Origin of the sequence: Serinibacter salmoneus (assembly GCF_002563925.1) — a bacterium.
Taxonomy (GTDB): Bacteria; Actinomycetota; Actinomycetes; order Actinomycetales; family Beutenbergiaceae; genus Serinibacter; species Serinibacter salmoneus.
Genome location: NZ_PDJD01000001.1, coordinates 1112065 through 1129023 on the forward strand (window position 1 = coordinate 1112065; position 16959 = coordinate 1129023).

Sequence of the window (16959 nt, forward strand, 5' to 3'; positions counted from 1 at the left end):
CTCAGATCTCCAGCACGAGCTTGCCGGTGCTGCGGCGGCCCTCCAGGTCGCGGTGCGCCTGCGCGGCCTCCGCGAGGGGGTAGGTGCCGCCGACGCGCACGTCCAGGGTCCCGGAGGTCACGGCGTCGAACAGCTCCCGGGCGCGCTGGTGGAGTTCGGCGGGGTCTGCGGTGTAGTGCACCAGGGTGGGGCGGGTCACGAACAGGGAGCCGCCGGCGTTCAGGCGCTGCAGGTCGAAGGGCGGGACCTGGCCGCTGGCGCCACCGAACAGCACCATCATGCCGCGCGGGCGCAGCGAGGCCAGGGAGGCGTCGAAGGTGGCCTTGCCCACGCCGTCGTACACCACATCCACGCCCTGACCGCCGGTGGCCTCGCGCACCAGGGCGGGCAGCTCGGCGGTGAGGTCCGCGAGCTCGTCGTAGCGGATCACGGCCTCGGCGCCGGCGGCGCGCGCCAGGTCGGCCTTCTGCGGCGTGGACACCGTGGTGACCACGTGGGCGCCGCGCGCCACCGCGAGCTGGATCAGCAGCAGGCCCACGCCGCCGGCGCCCGCGTGCACCAGGGCCCACTGGCCGGGCTGCAGCGGGAAGGTGGAGGTGGCCAGGTAGTGCGCGGTGAGGCCCTGCAGCGGCAACGCGGCCGCCTGGGTGTCGCTCACGCCGTCCGGCACCGGCAGGGCGCGCTCCGCGCTCACGCACACCCGCTGGGCGTAGGAGCCGGCCGCATCGGACCAGGCGACCCGGTCGCCCACCGCCAGGGTGGTGACGCCCTCGCCGAGCGCCGCGACGCGCCCGGCGCCCTCGGACCCCACGATGTGCGGGAACGGCATCGGGTAGACGCCGCTGCGCCGGTAGGTGTCGATGAAGTTCACGCCCGCGGCGGCCACATCCACCAGCACCTCGCCGGGGCCGGGGGAGGGATCGGGGACCTCGTGGAGAGTCAGGACCTCGGGGCCGCCGGCGGTGACTGCCTGGATCGCGCGCATGCGTCCACCGTACGCGGCATGCGAGGGTAGAGGGCGGCAACGCCGCCAGTCCCGAGGTTTCATGCATCCCTGTGTATAGTTATGCAGATGACGTTCTCGGTAGCCATCGCAGGAGCGAGCGGATACGCAGGCGGGGAGTTCGCCCGCCTGGTCCTTTCGCACCCCGACCTCGAGCTCGGCGCCCTCACCGCGCACAGCAACGCCGGTGAACCCGTCGCGGCCTCCCAGCCGCACCTGGCCGCGCACCCCGCCATCGCCGGGCGCACGTTCGCGCCCACCGACGTGGAGCAACTGCTCGGGCACGACGTCGTCGCCCTCGCCCTCCCGCACGGCGCCTCCGGCGCGATCGCCGCCCAGCTCGAGCAGGCCAGCCCCGAGACCCTCATCGTGGACCTCGGCGCCGATCACCGCCTCGCGAGCGCCGCGGACTGGGAGGCCTTCTACGGCGGGGAGCACCCCGGGACCTGGACCTACGGCATGCCCGAACTCGTGCACGCCGGGGAGCTGGGCCGCGCGTCCGCGCAGCGCGACCTGCTCGCCGAGACCAAGCGGATCGCGGTGCCCGGCTGCAACGTCACCGCCGTCACCCTGGGCATCCAGGCCGGTGTCCACACCGGCCTGATCGACCCGGCCGCGATCACCGCGACCCTCGCCGTCGGCTACTCCGGGGCCGGGAAGGCCGCCAAGCCGCACCTGCTGGCCAGCGAGGGCCTGGGCAACGCCACCGCCTACGCCGTGGGCGGTGTGCACCGCCACGTGCCGGAGATCCGCCAGAACCTCACCACCGCCGGGGCAAGCGATCCGCAGGTCGTCTTCACCCCCGTGCTCGTGCCCACCTCCCGCGGCATCCACGCCACCATCACCGCCCCCCTGGTGGGCGACGTGGACGCCGAGACCGTGCGGGAGTGCTGGGCCGAACGCTACGAGGAGGAGGCCTTCATCCACCTGCTCGCGCCGGGCACCCAGCCCGCCACCGCGGCCACCACAGGCGCCAACACCGCCCTGCTGCAGGTCACCCTCGATGCCGCCCGGCGCGAGGTCATCGTCACCTGCGCCCTGGACAACCTCGTCAAGGGCACCGCCGGGGCCGCCGTGCAGTCCATCAACCTCGCCCTGGGTCTCCCCGAGACCCTCGGCCTACCCGTGACGGGAGTCGCCCCGTGAGTGTCACCGCAGCCCAGGGATTCCGCGCCGCCGGCGTGACCGCCGGCCTGAAGCCCTCCGGTAAGAGCGACCTCGCCCTCGTGGTCAACGACGGCCCGCTGGCCGTGGCCGCCGGCGTGTTCACCACCAACCGCGTCGAGGCCGCCCCGGTCACCTGGTCGCGCACCGCGGTGGGCGACGGCGTGGCCCGCGCCGTGATCCTCAACTCCGGGGGCGCGAACGCCTGCACCGGCACCCAGGGTTTCCTCGACACCCACCGCAGCGCCGAGCACACGGCCGCCCGCCTCGGGGTGGACCCGGGCGACGTGCTCGTGTGCTCCACCGGCATGATCGGCGTGCCCCTGCCCATGGACCTCCTGCTGCCCGGTATCGACCGCGCCGCGCAGGCCCTCGCGGTCACCGGCGGGGACGACGCCGCCGCGGCGATCATGACCACCGACACCCACGCCAAGCAGTCCGTCGCTCAGGGCGAGGGCTTCACCGTGGGCGGGATGGCCAAGGGCGCCGGCATGCTCGCCCCGGGCCTGGCCACGATGCTCGTGGTGATCACCACCGACGCCGTCATCGACGCCGAGCGCGCCCGCGCGGCCCTGGCCGCCGCCACCCGCACCACCTTCGACCGGGTCGACTCCGACGGCTGCATGTCCACCAACGACACCGTGCTGCTGCTCGCCTCCGGTGCCAGCGGCACCACCCCCGCCCCGGGGCAGTTCGAGGACGCCCTCGCCTCGGTGTGCGGCGACCTCTCCCGCATGCTCGTGGGCGACGCCGAGGGCGCCAGTCACGACATCGCGGTCACCGTGACCGGGGCCAGCTCCGAGGACGCCGCCGTGGCCGTGGCCCGTGCCATCACCCGCTCCAACCTGTTCAAGACCGCGATCTTCGGCAACGACCCGAACTGGGGCCGGATCATCTCCGCCGCCGGGACCGTGCCGGAGAGCGTGGCGCCGTATGACCCGCTGCACCTGGACGTCACCGTCAACGGGGTGCAGGTCTGCCGCGACTCCGGCGTGGGGGAGGACCGCACCCTCGTGGACCTGGCCGCCACCCGGGAGGTCCGGGTGGTGCTCGACCTGAACGCCGGGGAGGCCGAGGCCACGGTCTGGACCAACGACCTCACCCACGACTACGTCCACGAGAACAGCGCCTACTCCACCTGAGAGATCGAGCCGAGACGATGAGTCAGCAACCCGAGAACGACGTGGCCACCGAGCCCAATGAGGACTTCTACTTCGACACCGAGAAGGACCTCTTCCCCTACCAGAAGGCCGAGGTCCTCATCCAGGCGCTGCCCTGGCTGGAGAAGTTCTCCGGCGCCGTGGTGGTGATCAAGTTCGGCGGGAACGCCATGATCGACCCCGAGCTGGAGGCGGCGTTCGCCGAGGACGTCGCGTTCCTGCGCCAGGTCGGCATGCGCCCGGTGGTGGTGCACGGCGGCGGCCCGCAGATCAGCCAGATGCTGGACCGCCTCGACATCGACTCGGAGTTCCGCGGCGGACTGCGCGTCACCACGCCCGAGGCCATGGACGTGGTCCGCATGGTGCTGACCGGCCAGGTGCAGCGCCACCTCGTCACCCTCATGAACCACCGTGGACCGCTCGCCGTGGGCCTGTCCGGGGAGGATGCGGGGCTCTTCCGCGGCCGGCGCCGCACCGCGATCGTGGACGGCGAGGAGGTCGACGTCGGCCAGGTGGGCGACGTCAGCGCCGTCGACCCCACCACCGTGGCGCAGCTCCTCGAGGCGCGCCGCATCCCGGTGGTCTCCACCGTGGCCGTGGACGAGGACGACCCCAGCCAGATCCTCAACGTCAACGCCGACACCGCCGCCGCGGCCCTGGCCACCGCCCTGGGGGCCACCAAGCTCGTGGTGCTCACCGACGTCGAGGGGCTCTACGCCGCCTGGCCCGACCGCGGCTCCCTGGTGCGCCGCATCGGCACCGACCAGCTCGCCGAGCTCCTGCCGGGCCTGGCCAGCGGCATGGTCCCCAAGATGGAGGCCTGCCTGCGGGCGGTGACCGGCGGGGTGGGTCAGGCCCACGTGATCGACGGCCGCCAACCGCACGCCCTGCTCGTGGAGGTCTTCACCGACTCCGGGATCGGCACCATGGTGGTCCCCGGGGACCGCCCCGCCGAGTACGAGGAGAAGGCCGGGGAGAAGGAGAAGGGGACGACGGCGTGAGCGAGATCCTGCCCCAGCCCACCCCCGCGGACCTCCCGGCGGGCCAGAGCGCCTCCGCCGCGATGGCGCAGCGCTACTCCGCCTCGCTGATGAACACCTTCGGCGCCCCCCAGCGCGTGCTCGTGCGCGGTGAGGGCTGCTACGTGTGGGACGCCGACGGCCACCGCTACCTCGACCTGCTCGCGGGCATCGCCGTGAACGCCCTCGGGCACGGCCACCCCACCCTGACCGGCGCGATCAGCGCCCAACTGGGCACCCTGGGTCACGTCTCGAACTTCTTCGCCACCCCCACCCAGGTCACCCTCGCCGAGCGCCTCCTGGAGATCGGGCAGGCACCCGAGGGCTCCCGGGTGTTCTTCGCCAACTCCGGCACGGAGGCCAACGAGGCCGCCTTCAAGATGATCCGGATGCACGGCCGCGCCCGGGGCGCCTCCCGGGTGCTGGCGCTCGAGGGCGCCTTCCACGGCCGCACCATGGGCGCCCTCGCGCTCACCGCGAAGGCCGCCTACCGCGAGCCGTTCGAACCGCTGCCCGGTGGGGTGGAGCACCTGCCGTTCGGCGACCTGGCCGCGCTGCGGGAGGCCTTCGCGGCCGGGGACGTCGCCGGCCTGATCATCGAGCCGATCCAGGGGGAGGCGGGCGTGCTCACCCCCGGGCCGGACTACCTGGCCCTGGCCCGCGAGCTCACCGCCGAGTCCGGCGCGCTGCTCGTGCTGGACGAGGTGCAGACCGGCATGGGGCGCACCGGCTGGTGGCTGGCGCACCAGGATCCCGCGATCGGGGGGATCACCCCGGACGTCGTGACCCTCGCCAAGGGTCTCGGCGGCGGGTTCCCGATCGGCGCCGTCCTGGCCTACGGCCCGGACGCGGCCGGGGTGTTCGCCCCCGGTAACCACGGCACCACCTTCGGGGGCAACCCGGTGGCCGCCGCCGCGGCCCTGGCGACCATCGCCGTCATCGAACGCGACGGCCTGCTGGAGCAGGTCCGCGCGGTCGGCGCTCAGTGGCGCGCCGACCTGGCCGCGCTGCCCGGGGTCGCGCAGGTGCGCGGGGAGGGGCTGCTCATCGCCGTGGAGCTCCAGGCCCCGATCGCCGCCGAGGTCCAGCGACAGGCGCTGGAGGCGGGCTTCATCATCAACGCCCCCACCCCCGGCGCCCTGCGCCTGGTCCCGCCGCTGATCCTCACCGCCGAGCAGGCGGGAACCTTCACCCGGGCGCTGCGGGAGATCCTCACCGCCCCCAGCAAGCAGGAGACGCCATGACCCGTTCCTTCCTCGTCGATGACGACCTGACCAGCGCCGAGCAGCGCGCGGTCCTCGAGCTCGCCGCCGAGCTCAAGGTCGACCGGCATGCCCGCACCCCGTTCGCCGGGCCGCAGTCCGTGGCGATCATCTTCGACAAGCCCACCCTGCGCACGCAGGTGTCCTTCGCCGTCGGGATCGCCGAACTCGGCGGGTACCCGATGGCCGTGGACGGCACCATGGCCCAGATCGGCACCCGGGAGTCCGTGGCGGACGTGGCGCGGGTGATCGGCCGGCAGGTGCACGCCATCGTGTGGCGTACCTACTTCCAGTCCGACCTCGAGGCCATGGCGCAGTGGTCCGGGGTGCCGGTGGTCAACGCCCTCACGGACGACTACCACCCGTGCCAGGCGCTCGCGGACCTGCTGACGATCGCCGAGCACACCGGCGGGCTGGCGAACTCCGGCCCGGCGCTGGCGGGGCGCACCTTCGCCTACGTGGGCGACGGCAGCAACAACATGGCGCACTCCTACCTGCTCGCCGGCGCCCTGGCGGGCATGGACGTGCACATCGCGGCACCCGCGGACTACCAGCCGCGCCCGGACATCCTGGCGCGCGCTCAGGCGATCGCCGCCGAGACGGGCGCCGCGCTCTCGGTGGTGGAGGACCCGCGCCTGGCGGTGGTGGGCGCCGACGCGGTGGCGACCGACACCTGGGTCTCCATGGGGCAGGAGGAGGAGCAGGCCGCCCGCGAGGCGGTGTTCGTGCCCTACCAGCTGGACGAGGATCTGCTGGCTCTGGCGCACCCGAACGCGATCGCGATGCACTGCCTGCCCGCCTACCGCGGCAAGGAGATCGCCGCCGAGGTCATCGACGGGCCCGCCAGCGTGGTCTGGGACGAGGCGGAGAACCGGCTGCACGTGCAGAAGGCCGTGCTGACCTTCCTGGCCTCGGCGTGAGCGAGACGAGTGTCCCGGGCACGAAGGCCGCCCGACATGCTCTGATCGCGCAGGTCATCGCCCGCGGCGCCATCCGCTCTCAGACCGAGCTCTCCCGCGTGCTGGCCGGGCACGGCGTCACGGCCACGCAGGCGACCCTCTCCCGCGACCTGCTGGAGCTGCGTGCGCTGAAGGTGCACACCCCGGACGGCCTGATCTACACCATCCCGCCCGAGGGCGGCGCGTATCACGACCACCCCCGCGCGGAGCAGGAGGAGTACCTGGCACGCCGGTTGGAGCGGCTGACCGCGGAACTGCTGGTCTCCGCGGACGCCAGCGGCAACCTGGCGGTGCTGCGCACCCCGCCGGGCGCGGCGCAGTTCTTCGCGGCCGCGATCGACCAGTCGATCCTCCCGGACGTGCTGGGCACCATCGCGGGCGACGACACCGTGCTGCTGATCTCCCGCAGCGTGGACGGCGCCGCCGACGTGGTGGACCGCCTCCTGGAGCTCGCCGCCCGTCAGGAGCCCGAGCGGGGCTGAGCGGGACAGGACCCTGAGCATCACCAGACTCGGTATCGTGCCTGCGGGCGACGGCCCGCAGACCATCCATCGGCAAGGAGAACCACCCTCGTGACCAGCACCACCGCACCCGGGCCCGAGGGCCACCACGGCACCAACACCGGCGCCCTGTGGGGCGGCCGCTTCGCCTCCGGTCCCGCCGAGGCGATGGCCGAGCTCTCCCGCAGCACCCAGTTCGACTGGGTGCTCGCCCCGCTCGACCTCGCCGGCTCCCGCGCGCACGCGCGCGCCCTGCACCGGGCGGGAATGCTCACCGATGCCGACCTCGCGACCCTGATCGCGGGCCTGGAGGCCATGGAGGCCGACTACGTCGCCGGCTCCCTGCATCCCGACCCCAGTGATGAGGACGTGCACGGCGCGCTGGAGCGGCTGCTCATCGAGCGGGTCGGCGCCGAGGTGGGCGGGCGGCTGCGCGCGGGGCGCTCACGCAACGACCAGATCGCCACGATGGTGCGGATGTACCTGCGCGACCACGCCCGCACCGTGGCCGCCGGGGTCCTGGACGTGGTGGACGCGCTCATCGCCCAGGCCGCCGATCACCCCGACGCGCCGATGCCGGGGCGCACCCACCTGCAGCACGCCCAGCCGGTCCTGCTCGCCCACCACCTGCTCGCCCACGCCTGGCCGCTGCTGCGCGACGTGGACCGACTGCGGGACTGGGACGCGCGCGCCGCCCTGTCTCCCTACGGTTCCGGGGCGCTCGCCGGGTCCTCCCTCGGCCTGGACCCCGAGGCGGTGGCCGCCGAGCTCGGGTTCGACGGCGCCGTGGAGAACTCCATCGACGGCACCGCCGCGCGCGATGTGGTCGCGGAGTACTCCTTCGTGGCCGCGATGATCGCGGTGGACCTCTCCCGGCTCTCGGAGGAGGTCATCCTGTGGGCCACCAAGGAGTTCGGCTTCGTGCGGCTGCACGACTCCTTCTCCACCGGCTCGAGCATCATGCCGCAGAAGAAGAACCCCGACATCGCCGAGCTGGCGCGGGGGAAGGCCGGCCGGCTCATCGGGGACCTGACCGGGCTGCTCGCCACCCTCAAGGGGCTGCCGCTGGCCTACAACCGGGACCTGCAGGAGGACAAGGAGCCGGTGCTGGACGCCACCGTGCAGTTGGAGACCCTGCTGCCCGCGGTCGCGGGGATGGTCGCCACCCTCACCTTCGAGGCCGACCGGATGGCCGAGCTCGCCCCGCAGGGCTTCTCCCTGGCCACCGATGTGGCGGAGTGGCTGGTGCGCCAGGGCGTGCCGTTCCGGGACGCCCACGAGATCGCGGGGGAGTGCGTGCGCGTGTGCGAGAACCACACCCCGGCGATCGACCTCGCCGAGCTGAGCGATGCCGAACTCGCCGGGATCAGCGAGCACCTCACGCCGGCCGTGCGGGAGGTGCTCACGGTGGCCGGGTCGATCGCCTCGCGTTCGGGCAAGGGCGGGACGGCGCCGATCCGGGTGGCCGAGCAGCTCGCCCGGGCGGGGGAGGAACTCGCGGACCTGCGCGCCTGGGCGGAGCCCGAGGGGGATGCGCCGGACGGGGACACCCCGGCCGCGTGAGCCGCGGGTCGTGATGCAACAGGAGCCGCCGACGACTGCGGGCGCCACGGCGAGTTCGGGCGCCACTGCGAGGGCCGGGGCCCCGCGCGAGGTCGTCACGGCCCTGGCCGATCGGGTGCTCACCGCCCCCGCGCGCCTCGGCCCGGCGGGCGAGCGCGTGCGCCTGGTGTGCCTGGACGGGTACGCCGGCGCCGGGAAGACCACCCTGGCCGCCGATCTTGCCCGAGAGCTGCAGCCCCGCCTGGCAGGGGACGGCCGGGGTGGGGACGAGCGGGCTGAGCCGGGGATCGCCGTCGTACACATGGACGACCTCTACGACGGCTGGGGCGGCCTGCCCGGGGCGGCCCAGACGCTGCGGACCGACCTGATCGACCCGATGTCCCGCGGGGGGTCGGGTTCCTACCGGCGCTACGACTGGCACCGCGGCCGGCGTGCCGAGCGGGTCGAGGTGCCCCGCCGCGCCGTCGTGCTGCTGGAGGGGTGCGGGAGCGCACCCCGGGTGTTGGACGACGTCGCCTCCCTGATCGTCTTCGTCACCGCACCCGACGAGGTGCGCCTCGCCCGAGGCCTCGCGCGCGACGGCGAGTCCGCCCGGGAGCACTGGCTCGCGTTCATGGCCGATGAGCGCACGGTGACGCGACGGGAGCGCACGCTCGAGCGCGCCGACGTGGTGCTGGACGAGGTCGGCCGGATCGTGCGGACGAGCCCCGTTGCCCCCGGGGTGGGCGCCGAGTGAGACAATCGGGGCCGTGAACTCCCTCCCCCCGGCACGAACCCCCGGCCGCGCCTGGTACGCGCGCAGCCCCCAGGAGGTCGCGACCGATCTGCTCGGCGGGCACCTGTCGGTCACCTCCCGCGAGGGGACCGTGACGGTGAGACTGACCGAGGTCGAGGCCTACGGCGCGCAGGACGACCCCGCCTCCCACGGCTACCGCGGCCGCACCGCCCGCAATGCGAGCATGTTCGGCCCTCCGGGCCGGCTGTACGTGTACTTCACCTATGGGATGCACTGGTGCGTCAACGTGGTCACCGGCGCCGACGGCTCCGGCTCGGCCGTGCTGCTGCGCGCCGGCGAGGTCGTGGCCGGGGGCGAGCTGGCACGCCGCCGGCGCACCACCTCCCGCGCCGCGAACGACCTCGCCAGCGGGCCCGCGCGGCTGGCCACGGCCCTGGGCATCACCGGCCATGCGGACGGCCTCGCGCTGGACTCCGAGGTGGGCCACCGCACCGGCGACGGCGTGACCGCCTCGCTGCGGGTGACGGATGTGGCACCCGGGCCGTGGCTGCACGGACCCCGAGTGGGGGTCTCGGGGGAAGGCGCCGACGGAAGCCGGTTCCCGTGGCGGTACTGGCTCGAGGGTGAGCCCACCGTCTCGCGATACCGGATGGGCTGAGCGCGCCGAGGGCCGATGCGTATGCTTCATCGGGGGCCGTTGCCGGCCCCGAGAACCGGCGGCGCCCCGCGCCGCCACGAGCGGAAGAGAGCCGATTCGTGAGTGACATCCTGGAGGAGCTGCGGTGGCGCGGCCTCGTCTCCCAGAGCACCGATGAGGACGCGCTGCGACGCGCCCTGGCGCAGGGATCGCTCACCTACTACGCGGGCTTCGACCCCACGGCGCCGAGCCTGCACCACGGTCACCTCGTGCAGCTCATCCTGCTGCGCCACCTCCAACTGGCCGGACACCGCCCGATCGCGCTGGTCGGCGGGGCCACCGGGCTCATCGGTGATCCGCGACAGTCGGGGGAGCGGGTCCTGAACTCCACCGACACCGTCGCGGAGTGGACCGAGCGGCTGCGCGGACAGATCGAGCCGTTCCTGGACTTCTCCGGCGAGCGCGGTGCGCTCCTGGTCAACAACCTGGACTGGACCGGCCCGCTCAGCGCGATCGAGTTGCTGCGCGACGTGGGCAAGCACTTCCGGATGGGCACCATGCTCACCCGCGAGATCGTGGCCAAGCGGCTGGAGTCCGAGGAGGGCCTGTCCTTCACGGAGTTCTCCTACCAGTTGCTGCAGGGCAACGACTTCCGCGAGCTGCACCGCCGCTACGGCGCCACGTTGCAGACCGGCGGCAGTGACCAGTGGGGGAACCTGCTGGCAGGGGTGGAACTCATCCGCAAGGCCGAGGGCGCCGCCGTGCACGCCCTGACCACACCGCTGATCACCAAGGCGGACGGCACCAAGTTCGGCAAGACCGAGGGCGGGGCGGTGTGGCTCGCGCCCGACATGATGACGCCCTACGCCTTCTACCAGTACTGGGTGAACGCCTCGGACGAGGACGCCGCCCGGTGGCTGCGGACCTTCACCTTCCGCAGCCGCGAGGAGATCGAGGCGATCACGGCCGAGTCCGCCGAGAAGCCCGCCGCGCGCCTGGCGCAGCGGACCCTGGCCGGCGACGTGACCACGCTCGTGCACGGTGAGTCGGCGACCACCGCGGTGCAGGCCGCGAGCCAGGCCCTCTTCGGGCGGGGCGAGCTGCGAGACCTGCCGGCGGAGGTAGTGGACGCCGCAGTCTCCGAGCTCCCCCGCGCCGAGGTGACCCTGGGCAGCACCACCGTACTGGACGCCTTCGTCGCCAGCGGCCTGGTGAAGGGACGCAACGAGGCACGCCGCACCCTCGCCGAGGGCGGGGTGTACGTGAACAACGTGAAGCAGGACGACGGCGACCGCGTGCTGAGCGCCGAGGACCTCCTCAGTGGTGGTCGTCACATCCTGCTCCGGCGGGGTCGGCGGGTGTTGGGTGCGGTGTCCGTGACCGGCTGATGGTGCGTTTGCGCAGGTCAGGGGCCTCTGCCTCCATCGAGCGATGGGGGTGGGGGCCCCGATTTGCGTGTGGGGTGGTGTGGGGGTAAGTTCTTCTCCTGTTGCGCCGAACGGGCCCGTGAGGGCCGGGGGTGTGTGACGCGGGACTGGTACGGACAGCCTGTGTGGTTGGTCGGAGGTTCCTCATCCTTCCTCTTTCTGGGTCTGGATCGCGATTTGCGGTTTGGGTGTGGGGGGTGTAGGGTGGAGAAGTTGCCCCGGATCGGGTCTGCTGGCTGGTGTTGGTGGGTTTGGTGTGTGTGGGTGTGTTGTTTGAGAACTCAACAGTGTGTTTTGTGATGTAGATGCCATGTGATGGCTGCTCATCGTTGCTTGTCCTGCTGTTTGTGGGGTGGGTGTTGGTGGGTGGTTGTTGCTTGTTTGTTTATGTTTTGATTTGCCTGCCACTGTGGTGGTGGGTGGGTCAGGGTTTCTTTGTATGGATCTTCACTCCTTGTGGGGTGTTGGTTTTGACGGAGAGTTTGATCCTGGCTCAGGACGAACGCTGGCGGCGTGCTTTACACATGCAAGTCGAACGATGAAGGGGTGCTTGCACTCTGGATTAGTGGCGAACGGGTGAGTAACACGTGAGTAACCTGCCCCAGACTCTGGGATAACTCCGGGAAACCGGGGCTAATACTGGATATGACGCCTGCCTGCATGGGTGGGTGTGTAAAGGGTTTCTGGTTTGGGATGGGCTCGCGGCCTATCAGCTTGTTGGTGGGGTGATGGCCTACCAAGGCTTTGACGGGTAGCCGGCCTGAGAGGGTGACCGGCCACACTGGGACTGAGACACGGCCCAGACTCCTACGGGAGGCAGCAGTGGGGAATATTGCACAATGGGCGCAAGCCTGATGCAGCGACGCCGCGTGAGGGATGACGGCCTTCGGGTTGTAAACCTCTTTCAGTAGGGAAGAAGCCTTTCGGGGTGACGGTACCTGCAGAAGAAGCGCCGGCTAACTACGTGCCAGCAGCCGCGGTAATACGTAGGGCGCAAGCGTTGTCCGGAATTATTGGGCGTAAAGAGCTCGTAGGCGGCTTGTCGCGTCTGCTGTGAAATCCTCAGGCTCAACCTGGGGCGTGCAGTGGGTACGGGCAGGCTAGAGTGCGGTAGGGGAGACTGGAATTCCTGGTGTAGCGGTGGAATGCGCAGATATCAGGAGGAACACCGATGGCGAAGGCAGGTCTCTGGGCCGTTACTGACGCTGAGGAGCGAAAGCATGGGGAGCGAACAGGATTAGATACCCTGGTAGTCCATGCCGTAAACGTTGGGCACTAGGTGTGGGGTCCATTCCACGGGTTCCGCGCCGTAGCTAACGCATTAAGTGCCCCGCCTGGGGAGTACGGCCGCAAGGCTAAAACTCAAAGGAATTGACGGGGGCCCGCACAAGCGGCGGAGCATGCGGATTAATTCGATGCAACGCGAAGAACCTTACCAAGGCTTGACATACACGGGAAGCCGCCAGAGATGGTGGTCTCTTTGGACACTCGTGTACAGGTGGTGCATGGTTGTCGTCAGCTCGTGTCGTGAGATGTTGGGTTAAGTCCCGCAACGAGCGCAACCCTCGTCCTATGTTGCCAGCACGTTATGGTGGGGACTCATAGGAGACTGCCGGGGTCAACTCGGAGGAAGGTGGGGATGACGTCAAATCATCATGCCCCTTATGTCTTGGGCTTCACGCATGCTACAATGGCCGGTACAAAGGGTTGCGATACTGTGAGGTGGAGCGAATCCCAGAAAGCCGGTCTCAGTTCGGATTGGGGTCTGCAACTCGACCCCATGAAGTCGGAGTCGCTAGTAATCGCAGATCAGCAATGCTGCGGTGAATACGTTCTCGGGCCTTGTACACACCGCCCGTCAAGTCATGAAAGTCGGTAACACCCGAAGCCGGTGGCCCAACCCCTTGTGGGAGGGAGCTGTCGAAGGTGGGATCGGCGATTAGGACTAAGTCGTAACAAGGTAGCCGTACCGGAAGGTGCGGCTGGATCACCTCCTTTCTAAGGAGCACTACTGATGCTGCTGCACGCGTCGCCGGCGCGCTGACCCTGCTTGGGTTGGTGTGGTGGTGGTGGTGTGGTGGTGTGGCCGAACACTTACCAGTTTGTGGTGGGTGGGGGTGCCTGGTGTTTCGTGGGTGGAACGTCTACATCACTCCTGCTGTTGGTTGCTCGTTGTATGCGGGTGATTGGTGGTGGGGGCACACTGTTGGGTTTTGAGGCAACACGCCTCCCGCATGCTTGGTGTGTGGGTGGGGTTGTTACTTCGAAGCTGGGCCCTCACGGGTTCTCGTCTCTCTTGTTGGAGGGGTGGGGGTTTGTGTGTGGGGTTGGTTGTTTGAGAACTGCACAGTGGACGCGAGCATCTTTAGTCTTTGTGGTTGAAGTGTTTAAGAGCAGTCGGTGGATGCCTTGGCATCAGGAGCCGAAGAAGGACGTGGTAGCCTGCGATAAGCCTCGGGGAGTTGGCAAACGAGCATTGATCCGAGGGTGTCCGAATGGGGAAACCCCGCACGAGTCATGTCGTGTGACCCGCATCTGAATATATAGGGTGTGTGGAGGGAACGTCGGGAAGTGAAACATCTCAGTACCGACAGGAAGAGATATTCCGTGAGTAGTGGCGAGCGAAAGCGGATGAGGCTAAACCGTGTGCGTGTGATACCCGGCAGGGGTTGCGTATGCGGGGTTGTGGGACCTTCCTTGCCACGCTGCCGTAGTGGTGAAGGAGTGAGAAAGTCGTGTCATAGTCGAACACTCTTGAACGGGTGGGGATACAGGGTGCGACCCCCGTAGACGAAATGGCATGGCCTCCTGGGAGTGTTCCCGAGTAGCACGGGGCCCGTGAAATCCCGTGTGAATCTGGCAAGACCACTTGCTAAGCCTAAATACTACCTGATGACCGATAGCGGAACAGTACCGTGAGGGAAAGGTGAAAAGTACCCCGGGAGGGGAGTGAAATAGTACCTGAAACCGGCTGCTTACAATCCGTCGGAGCCTCCTTGGTTGGGGTGACGGCGTGCCTTTTGAAGAATGAGCCTGCGAGTTAGTGGTACGTGGCGAGGTTAACCCGTGTGGGGAAGTCGTAGCGAAAGCGAGTCTTAACCGGCGTTAGTCGCGTGCTCTAGACCCGAAGCGAAGTGATCTACCCATGGGCAGGTTGAAGCGCGGGTAAGACCGTGTGGAGGACCGAACCCACCAGGGTTGAAAACCTGGGGGATGACCTGTGGGTAGGGGTGAAAGGCCAATCAAACTTCGTGATAGCTGGTTCTCCCCGAAATGCATATAGGTGCAGCGTTACGTGTTTCTTGCCGGAGGTAGAGCTACTGGATGGCCGATGGGCCTCACCAGGTTACTGACGTCAGCCAAACTCCGAATGCCGGTAAGTGAGAGCGTAGCAGTGAGACTGTGGGGGATAAGCTTCATAGTCGAGAGGGAAACAGCCCAGACCACCAGCTAAGGCCCCTAAGCGTGTGCTAAGTGGGAAAGGATGTGGAGTTGCACAGACAACCAGGAGGTTGGCTTAGAAGCAGCCACCCTTGAAAGAGTGCGTAATAGCTCACTGGTCAAGTGATTCCGCGCCGACAATGTAGCGGGGCTCAAGCACACCGCCGAAGCTGTGGCATTCACACAATAACTAAGCCTTTGTGGTTCAGGTGTGTGGATGGGTAGGGGAGCGTCGTGTGGGCAGTGAAGCTGCGGAGTGATCCAGTGGTGGAGCCTACACGAGTGAGAATGCAGGCATGAGTAGCGAATGACGGGTGAGAAACCCGTCCGCCGAATGACCAAGGGTTCCAGGGCCAGGTTAATCCGCCCTGGGTAAGTCGGGACCTAAGGCGAGGCCGACAGGCGTAGTCGATGGACAACGGGTTGATATTCCCGTACCGGCGAAGTACCGCCCATACCGAACCTTGTGATACTAACCATCCGAACCACACCACCGGTAGCCTTCGGGCTTCCACCGGTGTGGGGAGCGTGGGACCTTAACGGGTAGTAGGTAAGCGTATTAACAGGGGTGACGCATGAAGGTAGCCAGTTGGAGCGATGGTTGTCTCCTTCCAAGGTTGTAGGACGTGTGGTAGGCAAATCCGCCACACATAGGTCTGAGAACTGATGGTGACCGCTTTAGCGGGAATATGGTGATCCTACGGTGCCTAGAAAAGCCTCGACGCGATGGTATGAGCCGCCCGTACCCCAAACCGACTCAGGTGGTCAGGTAGAGAATACTAAGGCGATCGAGAGAATCGTGGTTAAGGAACTCGGCAAAATGCCCCCGTAACTTCGGGAGAAGGGGGGCCCGGACCGTGACCCACCCATGCGGTGGTGAGCGGGTAAGGGCCGCAGAGACCAGGGAGAAGCGACTGTTTACTAAAAACACAGGTCCGTGCGAAGTCGCAAGACGATGTATACGGACTGACGCCTGCCCGGTGCTGGAAGGTTAAGAGGACGGGTTAGTCACCTAGTGGCGAAGCTCAGAATTTAAGCCCCAGTAAACGGCGGTGGTAACTATAACCATCCTAAGGTAGCGAAATTCCTTGTCGGGTAAGTTCCGACCTGCACGAATGGCGTAACGACTTCTCCGCTGTCTCAACCGCGAACTCGGCGAAATTGCATTACGAGTAAAGATGCTCGTTACGCGCAGCAGGACGGAAAGACCCCGGGACCTTTACTATAGCTTGGTATTGGTGTTCGGAGCGGCTTGTGTAGGATAGGTGGGAGACTGTGAAACATCAACGCCAGTTGGTGTGGAGTCGTCCTTGAAATACCACTCTGGTCGCTTTGGACATCTAACTTCGGTCCGTGATCCGGACCAGGGACAGTGCCTGGTGGGTAGTTTAACTGGGGCGGTTGCCTCCCAAAATGTAACGGAGGCGCCCAAAGGTTCCCTCAGCCTGGTTGGCAATCAGGTGTTGAGTGTAAGTGCACAAGGGAGCTTGACTGTGAGACCGACAGGTCGAACAGGGACGAAAGTCGGGACTAGTGATCCGGCGGTGGCTTGTGGAAGCGCCGTCGCTCATCGGATAAAAGGTACCCCGGGGATAACAGGCTGATCTTGCCCAAGAGTCCATATCGACGGCATGGTTTGGCACCTCGATGTCGGCTCGTCGCATCCTGGGGCTGGAGTCGGTCCCAAGGGTTGGGCTGTTCGCCCATTAAAGCGGCACGCGAGCTGGGTTTAGAACGTCGTGAGACAGTTCGGTCCCTATCCGCTGCGCGCGCAGGAAACTTGAGAAGGGCTGTCCTTAGTACGAGAGGACCGGGACGGACTAACCTCTGGTGTGCCAGTTGTTCCGCCAGGAGCACGGCTGGTTAGCTACGTTGGGAAGGGATAACCGCTGAAGGCATCTAAGCGGGAAGCCTGCTTCAAGATGAGGTTTCCATCACCATTTGGTGGAGAGGCTCCCAGTAGACCACTGGGTGATAGGCCGGAAGTGGAAGCAGGAACTAACGACCTGTGGAGCTGACCGGTACTAATAAGCCGATCACTTCAACACCAACACACTCACTAAAAACAATGTGCTACGCGTCCACTGT

At 68.0% G+C, this 16959-nt stretch carries 11 protein-coding genes and 2 rRNA genes; 12 read left to right on the forward strand and 1 reads right to left on the reverse strand.

What is annotated here, in order from left to right; translation table 11 throughout:
• Position 1: 1 nt before the first annotated feature.
• Positions 2 to 985 carry a quinone oxidoreductase family protein gene (locus tag ATL40_RS04855; protein ID WP_098468555.1) on the reverse strand — a complete coding sequence of 328 codons (984 nt, stop codon included), beginning with the start codon at positions 983 to 985 and terminating at the stop codon, positions 2 to 4.
• Between the two features lie 87 nt (positions 986 to 1072).
• Between ATL40_RS04855 and argC the strand changes: the two genes are divergently transcribed.
• From argC to ATL40_RS04915, 12 genes are all read left to right on the forward strand, one after another.
• Complete coding sequence (gene argC / locus ATL40_RS04860; RefSeq protein WP_211283063.1) at positions 1073 to 2149, forward strand: N-acetyl-gamma-glutamyl-phosphate reductase; 1077 nt, start codon at positions 1073 to 1075, stop codon at positions 2147 to 2149.
• Positions 2146 to 3309 carry a bifunctional glutamate N-acetyltransferase/amino-acid acetyltransferase ArgJ gene (gene argJ / locus ATL40_RS04865; protein ID WP_098468557.1) on the forward strand — a complete coding sequence of 388 codons (1164 nt, stop codon included), beginning with the start codon at positions 2146 to 2148 and terminating at the stop codon, positions 3307 to 3309. Before argC ends, argJ begins: the two co-directional genes overlap by 4 nt.
• Positions 3310 to 3326: 17 nt before the next feature.
• Positions 3327 to 4328, forward strand: coding sequence for an acetylglutamate kinase (argB, locus tag ATL40_RS04870; protein WP_098468558.1), 1002 nt, complete (start codon positions 3327 to 3329; stop codon positions 4326 to 4328).
• On the forward strand, positions 4325 to 5590 hold the full coding sequence (locus ATL40_RS04875) for an acetylornithine transaminase (protein ID WP_281254880.1): 1266 nt from the start codon (positions 4325 to 4327) through the stop codon (positions 5588 to 5590). Before argB ends, ATL40_RS04875 begins: the two co-directional genes overlap by 4 nt.
• Positions 5587 to 6528 carry an ornithine carbamoyltransferase gene (gene argF, locus ATL40_RS04880; RefSeq protein WP_098468559.1) on the forward strand — a complete coding sequence of 314 codons (942 nt, stop codon included), beginning with the start codon at positions 5587 to 5589 and terminating at the stop codon, positions 6526 to 6528. The genes ATL40_RS04875 and argF overlap by 4 nt, the downstream gene beginning before the upstream one ends.
• The gene (locus ATL40_RS04885; RefSeq protein WP_098468560.1) at positions 6525 to 7049 is read left to right on the forward strand and encodes an arginine repressor; all 525 of its coding nucleotides are present in this window, start codon (positions 6525 to 6527) and stop codon (positions 7047 to 7049) included. Before argF ends, ATL40_RS04885 begins: the two co-directional genes overlap by 4 nt.
• A gap of 90 nt (positions 7050 to 7139) precedes the next feature.
• Positions 7140 to 8630, forward strand: a complete 1491-nt coding sequence (gene argH, locus ATL40_RS04890) for an argininosuccinate lyase (RefSeq protein ID WP_245866764.1) — start codon at positions 7140 to 7142, stop codon at positions 8628 to 8630.
• Positions 8631 to 8643: 13 nt separating this feature from the next.
• Entirely contained in the window at positions 8644 to 9366 is a 723-nt protein-coding gene (locus ATL40_RS04895; protein WP_245867201.1) for a uridine kinase family protein, read from the forward strand.
• 13 nt (positions 9367 to 9379) lie between these two features.
• Positions 9380 to 10024: a DNA-3-methyladenine glycosylase gene (locus tag ATL40_RS04900; RefSeq protein ID WP_098470294.1), complete on the forward strand. Its 645-nt coding sequence runs from the start codon at positions 9380 to 9382 to the stop codon at positions 10022 to 10024.
• 98 nt (positions 10025 to 10122) lie between these two features.
• Positions 10123 to 11391 (forward strand): tyrosine--tRNA ligase, encoded by a 1269-nt coding sequence (gene tyrS / locus ATL40_RS04905; protein ID WP_098468561.1) that lies wholly within the window; start codon positions 10123 to 10125, stop codon positions 11389 to 11391.
• 509 nt (positions 11392 to 11900) lie between these two features.
• Positions 11901 to 13428 (forward strand): 16S ribosomal RNA (locus ATL40_RS04910).
• A gap of 379 nt (positions 13429 to 13807) precedes the next feature.
• Positions 13808 to 16919, forward strand: a 23S ribosomal RNA gene (locus ATL40_RS04915).
• The 16S and 23S rRNA genes sit together here, the layout of an rRNA operon.
• Positions 16920 to 16959: the final 40 nt, after the last annotated feature.